We start from the raw sequence: 1,290 nt of genomic DNA, 5'->3' as shown, positions 1-1,290 counted from the left end.
GGGGTGCCCATGGCCGGGGGCAGCGGGGTGGTGAAGGCGGCGGGGCGGCCGGGGCCGGTGGCGGTTGGCGGGGTGCCCGTGGCTGGGGCGCACCGGGTGGGCGTCGGGGCGAGTGGTGCGGTGCTTGCGGTCGGGGCGTCAGGTGGCTGCTGCGCCGAACAGCAGGGCGCCGGTGACCAGGGCGGCGCCCAGCAGTTGGAGCGGAGTGGGGGCGGTCGCGGTCAGGGCCGCGCCGGAGAGGGTGGCGGTGAGCGGGATCAGGCCGCCGAACAGGCCCGCCCGGTCGGCCGGGAGCACGGTCAGCGCCGAGTACCAGAGCAGGAACGCCCCGCAGGTCAGCACCGGCCCGAGGTAGAGCAGCGCGAGCAGCTCCCCGCCGGTCGGCATCCGCAGCGCCGCCGGGGAGAGGGCCGCCGCCACGGCGAACAGCGGCACCGCGAGCAGGGTGGTGTACGCCGACACCCGGACCGGGCCGAGCCGCGGCAGCAGCGGGACGGCCAGCAGCGAGAAGGCCGCCTCGCACAGCAGGGTGCCGGTCGCGTACAGCAGGCCGAGCGCGTCGCCGTGGCCGAAGCCCTGGGTGAGCGCCGCGCCGCACACCACCAGGACGGCCGCCGCCAGCAGCCGGGCCGCCGGGCGGCGGCGGGCCAGCAGCGGACCGGCCACCCCGAGCAGCAGTGGGGTGCAGCCGACCACGCTGCCGACCACCGCCGGGTCGGTGTGCCGCAGCGCGGCGACCAGCAGCAGGTTGAACCCGAACAGGCCGGTGGCGGACAGCGCCAGCAGCAGGGCGAGTTCACGGGGCGTCAGCCGGTGCGCGAGCCGCGGCCGGCGGCGGGCCAGCGGCAGCAGGATCGCCGCCGCCAGGGTGTAGCGCAGCGCCTGGCCGCCGGCCAGCGGATAGGACGAGAACGCGGCGGTCACGCCGGTGGAGGCGCCCAGCACGGTCATCGCGCCGGCCGCGCGCAGGGTGCCGGTCAGGTGCGGGGAACGGCCGCGGGACAGCGCGGCGGGAGTCGGGACGGGGGCCGGGACGGGGGTCGGGACGGGGGTGGTGGTGTCGGTCACGGGTTCCACGCTAGGAGCCGGGTGGTCCGGTTCACAGGGCCACTTGGTGGGTTGAGCAGAGGACCAATCGGGGTGGGGGATGGGATGCTGGGCGGGCCGGTCGGTCGGTCGATGCGAGGTGGTCGGGGTGCGGGAGCTGTTGATCGCGTGGGAGCCGGGGGGCGGGGAGCTGGCCGGGCGGCTGGTGCGGGCGCTGCGGGCGGCGGTGCGGGAGGGGCGGCT

1 protein-coding gene is annotated in these 1,290 nt (G+C 77.9%); it reads right to left on the bottom strand.

The annotated features are described in order from the left end of the window. Positions 1–138: 138 nt before the first annotated feature. Complete coding sequence (locus tag IH44_RS0139860; RefSeq protein ID WP_081967406.1) at positions 139–1,068, bottom strand: DMT family transporter; 930 nt, start codon at positions 1,066–1,068, stop codon at positions 139–141. Positions 1,069–1,290 lie beyond the last annotated feature (222 nt).

Origin of the sequence: Kitasatospora sp. NRRL B-11411 (assembly GCF_000721345.1) — a bacterium.
Taxonomy (GTDB): Bacteria; Actinomycetota; Actinomycetes; order Streptomycetales; family Streptomycetaceae; genus Kitasatospora; species Kitasatospora cineracea.
This window is presented reverse-complemented; position numbering and strand designations above follow the sequence as displayed.